The sequence below is a fragment of the Mesorhizobium sp. M7D.F.Ca.US.004.03.1.1 genome (assembly GCF_003998635.1).
Classification (GTDB): domain Bacteria; phylum Pseudomonadota; class Alphaproteobacteria; order Rhizobiales; family Rhizobiaceae; genus Mesorhizobium; species Mesorhizobium loti.
In genome coordinates this window covers 1-6660 of the sequence record NZ_RZQG01000277.1, presented here as the reverse complement: position 1 = coordinate 6660, position 6660 = coordinate 1, and the positions used below count along the sequence as shown (strand labels likewise).

Below are 6660 nucleotides of genomic sequence, written 5' to 3'. Positions count from 1 at the left end.
GCATTGCAGCGCGACGCTGCTCAAGACCAGCACGCCAGTGTTCAGCCAGAGCAGCCCCGGCAGCGGCAGCGGCTGCCAGTCCGACACCGCCATCCGCATGAAATAAGCGCTGGTGAAGAGCGCGAACAGGCAGCCGACGACGGCGAGGAAGACACCGAGGCCGATCTTGGCGGTGGGCAGCGCCGACCGGTCGAAGCCGACAAAATCGCTGGCCAGGCCTTGTTCGAGCCATGGTTTGGTCATCAGCCTCTGGTGTGAAAGCCACCATCCGGCAAAGCCGGCGATGACGAGCAGGAAGACCAGGATGACGCTCATGCCGGCTCCCTTGAGGGGCCGAAGGAGCCCGGCATGTTCTGCGGGATGAAGTCCTCCTTGGCACCCGGTACGCTGTAGTCATAGGCCCAGCGATAGACGATCGGCAGGTCCTTGCCGAAATTGCCGTGGGCCGGCGGTGTTTGCGGCGTCTGCCATTCGAGGGTCGTGGCCCGCCACGGATTGCCGCCGGCCTCGCGGCCATGGCGGATGCTCCAGATCAGATTGAACAGAAACACCATTTGGGCAAAGCCGACGATGAAGGCCATGATGCTGATGAACGAATTCAGATGGTGGGCCGACTCCGTCATAACAGTCATGTCGGTCAGTTCAGCATAGCGCCGCGGCACACCCATCAGGCCGAGGTAGTGCATGGGGAAGAAGATCAGGTAGGCGCCGAGGAAGGTGACCCAGAAATGGAACCGCCCCAACGTCTCGTTGAGCATCCGGCCAGTAGCCTTCGGGTACCAGTGGTAGATCGCGCCAAAAACCACGAGGATAGGGGCGACGCCCATGACCATATGGAAATGGGCGACGACGAACATCGTGTCGGACAGCGGAACATCGACGACGACATTGCCGAGGAACAGGCCGGTCAGCCCGCCATTGACAAAGGTGACGATGAAGGCCAGGGCAAAGAGCATAGGTATGGTGAGATGGATGTCGCCGCGCCACAGGGTCAGCACCCAGTTGTAGACCTTGATGGCGGTCGGAATGGCGATGATCAGCGTCGTGGTGGCGAAGAAGAAGCCAAAATAGGGGTGCATGCCGCTCACATACATGTGGTGCGCCCAGACCACGAAGCTCAGCGCGCCAATGCCGACAATGGCCCAGACCATCATCCGGTAGCCGAAGATGTTTTTGCGTGCATGGGTGCTGATCAGGTCGGATACGATGCCGAAAGCCGGCAGCGCCACGATGTAGACCTCGGGATGGCCGAAGAACCAGAACAGGTGCTGGAACAGGATCGGGCTGCCGCCATTGTGCGGCAGTTGCTCGCCCATCTCGGAGATCGCCGGCATGAAGAAGCTGGTGCCGAGGACGCGGTCAAGCAGCATCATCACGCTGGCGACGAACAGCGCCGGAAAGGCGAGCAGCGCCATGACGGTTGCGGTGAAGATGCCCCAGACGGTCAGCGGCAGGCGCATCATTGTCATGCCACGCGTGCGGCCCTGCAGCACCGTCACCACATAGTTCAGGCCGCCCATCGTGAAACCGATGATGAACAGGATCAGCGAGGAGAGCATCAGGATGATGCCCCAGTCCTGGCCGCCTGGTGTGCCGCTCATGATGGCTTGCGGCGGGTAGAGCGTCCAGCCAGCCCCCGTTGGTCCGCCGGGCGCAAAGAAGCTCGACACCAGAACCAGCACGGCGAGCAGGTAGATCCAGTAGCTCAGCATGTTGACATAGGGAAAGACCATGTCGCGCGCGCCGACCATCAATGGAATCAGATAGTTGCCGAAGCCGCCCAGGAAGAGCGCGGTGAGCAGGTAGATCACCATGATCATGCCGTGCATGGTGATGAACTGGTAGTAGGCTTCCGGGGTGATGAAGTCGAACGTACCGGGGAAGCCAAGTTGCAACCGCATCAGCCAGGATAGCACCAGGGCGACCAGGCCGATTCCCGTTGCAGTCGCCGAATACTGGATGGCGATGACCTTGGCGTCCTGCGAGAAGACGTATTTCGTCCACCAACTGTGCGGATGGTAGAGTTCCACTTCCGCGACTTCGGCCGGCGGGATGCCATCTGCAGGCGTGATGTCGACCATAGGAACACCTCCGTGTCCTTTTCAGCGAGACCCGACCGTTTCGAGCCTTGCTGCAATTTTCAAACCTGACGCCGTCGTCTTGCCCGGCGCCTGGTCTGCCGAGCCTGTTTGCTGGGGTGCCGACAACTGGGCGAAAGTCTGCTGCTGGCCAAGCCAGGCCACGTAGTCTTGCTGCGTGTCGACCATGACCACACCATGCATCAAAGGATGCCCTTGGCCGCAAAGTTCGGCGCACAGGACCTGAAAGGTTCCGGTCCTGGTCGGGGTGAACCAGAAATAGGTGACCGAGCCCGGGATCATGTCCATCTTGGCGCGGAATTCCGGCACATAGAAATCATGCAGCACATCGATCGAGCGGAGCAGCATCTTGACCGGTTTGCCGACCGGCAGATGCAGATCAGCCGCTTCGACCACGACATCGTCCTGACCATTGGGATCGCTGGCAATCACGCCCAGCGGGTTGTCAGCGGTGACGTCGCGGGTGTCGGACGTGCCAAGCTTGCCGTCCTTGCCGGGCAGACGGAAACTCCACTGCCACTGCTGGCCGACGACTTCGACATCGGTTGCGTCGCTCGGGACGTGGACAAACCGGCTCCAGACGAACAGGCCGGGAACCAGCAACGCCGTGACCCCGACCGCGGTGATGATCGTCAGCCACGATTCGAGCCGCTTGTTCTCCGGTTCGTAGGCCGCCCGGTTTCCTTCCCGGTGACGGAAGCGGAAGACGCAATAGGCCATGAACAGGACGACGGCGGCGAAGACGAAGCCGGTGATCCAGAAGGTGATAATGATGGTGTTGTCGATATAGGCCCAGTTCGAGGCAATCGGCGTCCACCACCATGGGCTCAGGAGATGAAACAACACTGAGCCCACGACGATCAAAACGAGTACAAGCGCTACGGCCATGTCCCGTTCCTCCCGGCATTCCAAAGGGGCGCGCGAAGCTGTCCCGTCGAATGCCAAGTTCATCATGCTCTTTTTGCGGTCGAAATTCCAGAGCCGACTATCTTGACGGGAAAAATGCCGGCTTTTGCCGCCGCGACCCTTCCGAGAAGGGCCGGCCCTAGATCAGCAGCAGGCCCTTCATGCTGGCGTGTCCCTTCCGCCCGATGATGATGTGATCGTGCACGGAAATGCCTAGGCGCTTGCCGGTCTCGATGATCTCCTTCGTCATCTCGATGTCGGCGCGCGACGGCGTCGGGTCGCCTGACGGGTGATTGTGGACCAGGATAATGGCGGTCGCCGAGAGTTCGAGCGCGCGCTTGATCACTTCCCGCGGATAGACGGGCGTGTGGTCGACAGTGCCTGTCTGCTGCACCTCGTCGGCAATCAGCGCGTTCTTCTTGTCGAGGAACAGGATGCGAAACTGCTCGCGCGCCTCGAAGGCCATGGCTGAACGGCAATAGTCGAGAAGCTGCTGCCAGGACGAGAGGATCTCGCGGCCGTGGACCTCGCCGCGTGCCATGCGCTGCGCCGTCGCGGCGACAATTTTCAGGTCGAGTGCCACCGCCGGGCCGATGCCCTTGACCTCCTGCAGCAGGCCAAGAGGCGCGCCAAGCACTTCGGCCAGCGTGCCGAAGCGCGCCAGCAGCGCCTTGGCCACCGGCTTGGTGTCGGCGCGAGGGATCAGGCGAAAGAGCAGAAGCTCCAGCAGTTCATAATCGGGCAGGGCGTCCGGACCTGCCGAGGCAAAGCGCTCGCGCAAGCGGTCGCGGTGGCCGAGATAATGCGGCCTTTCATCTGCCGCCTTGGCTTTCACCGTTGGCCGCATCGGCACTTCGGAGAAGAAACTCCGCTCGTCGTCGTCGCTGGTGTTACCCATATGCCGCCCACACTCCTCCGATGCGGACATTAAAACCGTTCTGGGCTGGATTGAAAACCGTTCTGTTCTGCGAACGTGAGACGACCCGCGCGGGCTTCATGCCGGCTTGTGCTATCAACTTCCGGCTTCTCTAACACAAGCGCCAAGATGAGACCAAGATTGCGCAACAAAACTTAACATCACTTCACGCATGCAGCCACTTTCACCTGAAATAGTCAGAGCATCAGGGGCTCACCGCCTCGCTGTTCTGGAGCACGCATGTTCGCCAAGATCGATTCTGGAATGTTCGCCTGCCGAGCCTCTCTGGCAGTGATGGCAATCCTGTTTTCAACGCATTCGGGGGTCGTGCTGGCGGCCGACGCCATTGCCGTCGATACCGACGATTTCACCCCGCCGCCCGAGCCTTCCCGTTTCGGGCGCATCGAACAAAAACTGGCCGACTGGCATGTCGTGCTTGGCGGTGGCGCCATCATCGTCCCCAAATACGAGGGCAGCGACGAGTTCAAGATCATGCCGGTGCCTTTCGTCACGGCCACATTCCGCGACACGGTGACGATCGATCCGACAGGCGCCAACATCGCCGTCTATGACCAAGGGCCGTTCGCATTGAGCGCGCGGCTTGGCTATGAGATGGGTCGCAAGGAAGACGACTCCGATCACCTGCGCGGCTTGGGCGATGTCGACATGGGCGCGACAGTCGGCGCGAAGGCCGCGGTGAAGTTCGGCCCGGCTGAAATCTTCGCACAACTGGACAAGACCATCGGCGGCAGCGATGGCCTGTTGGGCACGGTCGGGATCGAGGTGACCCAGCCTCTGTCGCAATCGTTGATGATCGGCGCCAGCGCATCCGTTGTCTTCGCCGACGAAAATCACATGCAGGCCTATTTTGGCGTCACGCCGGAACAGTCGGCTCGCTCGGGGCTGGCGCGCTATGATGCCGGCGCCGGGTTGAAGCGCGCCGATTTTTCCCTCTCCGCCACATATATGCTCAACGAGAACTGGATGGTGCGTGGCCAGGCGGGGGTCGGCATTCTTGTGGGTGACGCCGCCGACAGCCCTATTGTCGTCGACAAGATCCAGCCTTCCGGGATGCTTCTTGTCGGATACAGGTTTTAATGCCCACACAGGTAACTATGCAGGCTGCGGCAAATGCGAGCCGGAGCGATTTGAACGCCAAGTTCAAATCGGCAAGGCAGGATGCGCGTATCCTCATTGTCGAAGACGATATCGAGATCGCGCGCATGCTGGGTGAGACGCTCACCGATAACGGCATGATCGTGGAAATTGCCGAGAGCGGCGTCCAGATGAATGCCGCGCTTCGCAACCAGAAATTCGATCTCATCGTGCTCGATGTCATGCTGCCGGGTGAGAACGGTCTCAACATCTGCCGCCGTCTTCGTGCGGGAACGAACATTCCGATCCTGATGCTGACTGCGCTTGGCGAAGAAATCGACCGTATCTTCGGACTGGAAATCGGCGCGGACGATTATGTGACGAAACCATTCAGCGCGCGCGAGCTGACGGCCAGGATACGGGCGCTGCTGCGCCGCACGGCCTATGCTCCCGACGAGCGGGACCGGTCGAAGGTGCTTCGCTTCAACGGCTGGAGCCTCGATCCCATTCGTCGGCAATTGCATGATCCGAGCAATGCACGGGTTGCGACGACGACGCATGAATTCGACCTGCTGCTTGCGTTCTGCCGCAATGCGGGCCGGGTTCTCTCGCGCGAAGAACTGCTCAGCGTGACCCACGCCGGGCTCGCCGGACCGATCGAACGAAGCGTCGATGTGCATGTCAGCCGGATCCGCCAGAAGATCGAAAAGGACGCGCGCGATCCGGTGCTTCTCAGGACTGTTCGGTTGGGTGGCTACATCTTCACCGCAACGGTGGAGGAGGCATGAGGGGTTTCGTCCGCCGTTTTCTGCCCCAGTCCGTGCGCGGGCAGTTTGCGGCAATCATTTTCATCGCGGTGATTGTGATCATGTCCGTCGGATCGGTCGTCGAGAGTTTCATAGAGAACGTCGACCTTCCCGCTGTGGAAGATAGCGCCAGGCGAGCGGCCGTTTTTGCCGCCTTGTTGCGCGAAACGCCAGCGGAAGCGCGTGGCGCAATTCTGGCGACAGCTGCGCGAGCTGGTTTTGATTTCAAGGTGCTGCCCAAGGAACAGATCCGCAGCATTCCCTATTCCTATCTGCAGTGGCGAAGTATCGAATGGCTTTTCCGCATCGACAGGGGGGCGGTTGATGGGCGCTGGATAAGGATCGGCGGCCGATACGCGTTTGTGATCGACCTCGACCAGCATGACGTCCTTGCTCATTTCGGTATGCCCGATTCCTGGCTGACATCTGGCCTCGTGCGTGCCTCGTTCTACAGGTTCATGGCTTTCGTCGCCTTGCCCGTCCTGATCTGGCTGTTTGCGGTATGGGCCGTAACGGACCCGCTGAAGCGCATCTCGGCGGCAGTCGGTTCGACCGAGATTGAGAACAGCGACCAGCTTTTCGTCGAACGCGGCTCCATTGAGATGGTTGGGCTGGCGCGCGCCCTGAACAGGATGAGAACGCGTATCCGAACGATGATAGAAAACCGCACGCGCATGTTGCGCAGCGTCAGTCATGATCTGCGCACGCCTTTGACGCGGCTGCGGCTTCGCGCCGAGCGCATGGATGATGGCCCCGTTCGAACCGCGATCCTCTCCGATGTCCAGCACATCGAAGTCCTGATCGACGAGACCGTGACCTATCTGCGCAACGACGTTTC

The 6660-nt window shown here is 60.7% G+C and carries 7 protein-coding genes and 1 pseudogene; 3 read left to right on the top strand and 5 right to left on the bottom strand.

The window, feature by feature from the left end:
* The 4 genes and pseudogenes from EN935_RS16995 to radC all read right to left on the bottom strand — a co-directional run.
* Positions 1–315: pseudogene (locus EN935_RS16995) on the bottom strand (cytochrome-c oxidase); the annotation flags it as partial.
* Positions 312–2081, bottom strand: a complete 1770-nt coding sequence (gene ctaD, locus EN935_RS16990; RefSeq protein WP_127264101.1) for a cytochrome c oxidase subunit I — start codon at positions 2079–2081, stop codon at positions 312–314. The pseudogene EN935_RS16995 and the gene ctaD, both read right to left, overlap by 4 nt.
* Before the next feature lie 21 nt (positions 2082–2102).
* Positions 2103–2987, bottom strand: coding sequence for a cytochrome c oxidase subunit II (locus tag EN935_RS16985; protein WP_127264099.1), 885 nt, complete (start codon positions 2985–2987; stop codon positions 2103–2105).
* Between the two features lie 157 nt (positions 2988–3144).
* The gene (radC, locus tag EN935_RS16980; RefSeq protein WP_127264097.1) at positions 3145–3903 is read right to left on the bottom strand and encodes a DNA repair protein RadC; all 759 of its coding nucleotides are present in this window, start codon (positions 3901–3903) and stop codon (positions 3145–3147) included.
* Between the two features lie 258 nt (positions 3904–4161).
* On the opposite strand from radC, the gene EN935_RS16975 reads away from it, so the two are divergent.
* Positions 4162–5019, top strand: a complete 858-nt coding sequence (locus tag EN935_RS16975) for a MipA/OmpV family protein (RefSeq protein WP_127264095.1) — start codon at positions 4162–4164, stop codon at positions 5017–5019.
* Between the two features lie 17 nt (positions 5020–5036).
* Positions 5037–5804 carry a response regulator transcription factor gene (locus EN935_RS16970; RefSeq protein WP_164771170.1) on the top strand — a complete coding sequence of 256 codons (768 nt, stop codon included), beginning with the start codon at positions 5037–5039 and terminating at the stop codon, positions 5802–5804.
* Here the strand turns inward: EN935_RS16970 and EN935_RS42110 are convergent.
* A complete protein-coding gene (locus tag EN935_RS42110; RefSeq protein WP_245488989.1) occupies positions 5771–6205 on the bottom strand; it encodes a hypothetical protein in 435 nt (144 codons plus the stop codon). The genes EN935_RS16970 and EN935_RS42110 overlap by 34 nt on opposite strands.
* Here EN935_RS42110 and EN935_RS42105 point away from each other — a divergent pair.
* Positions 6185–6660: histidine kinase dimerization/phospho-acceptor domain-containing protein (locus EN935_RS42105; protein WP_281040340.1), on the top strand; the 476-nt coding region annotated here is incomplete at its 3' end. The two genes, EN935_RS42110 and EN935_RS42105, sit on opposite strands and share 21 nt — an antisense overlap.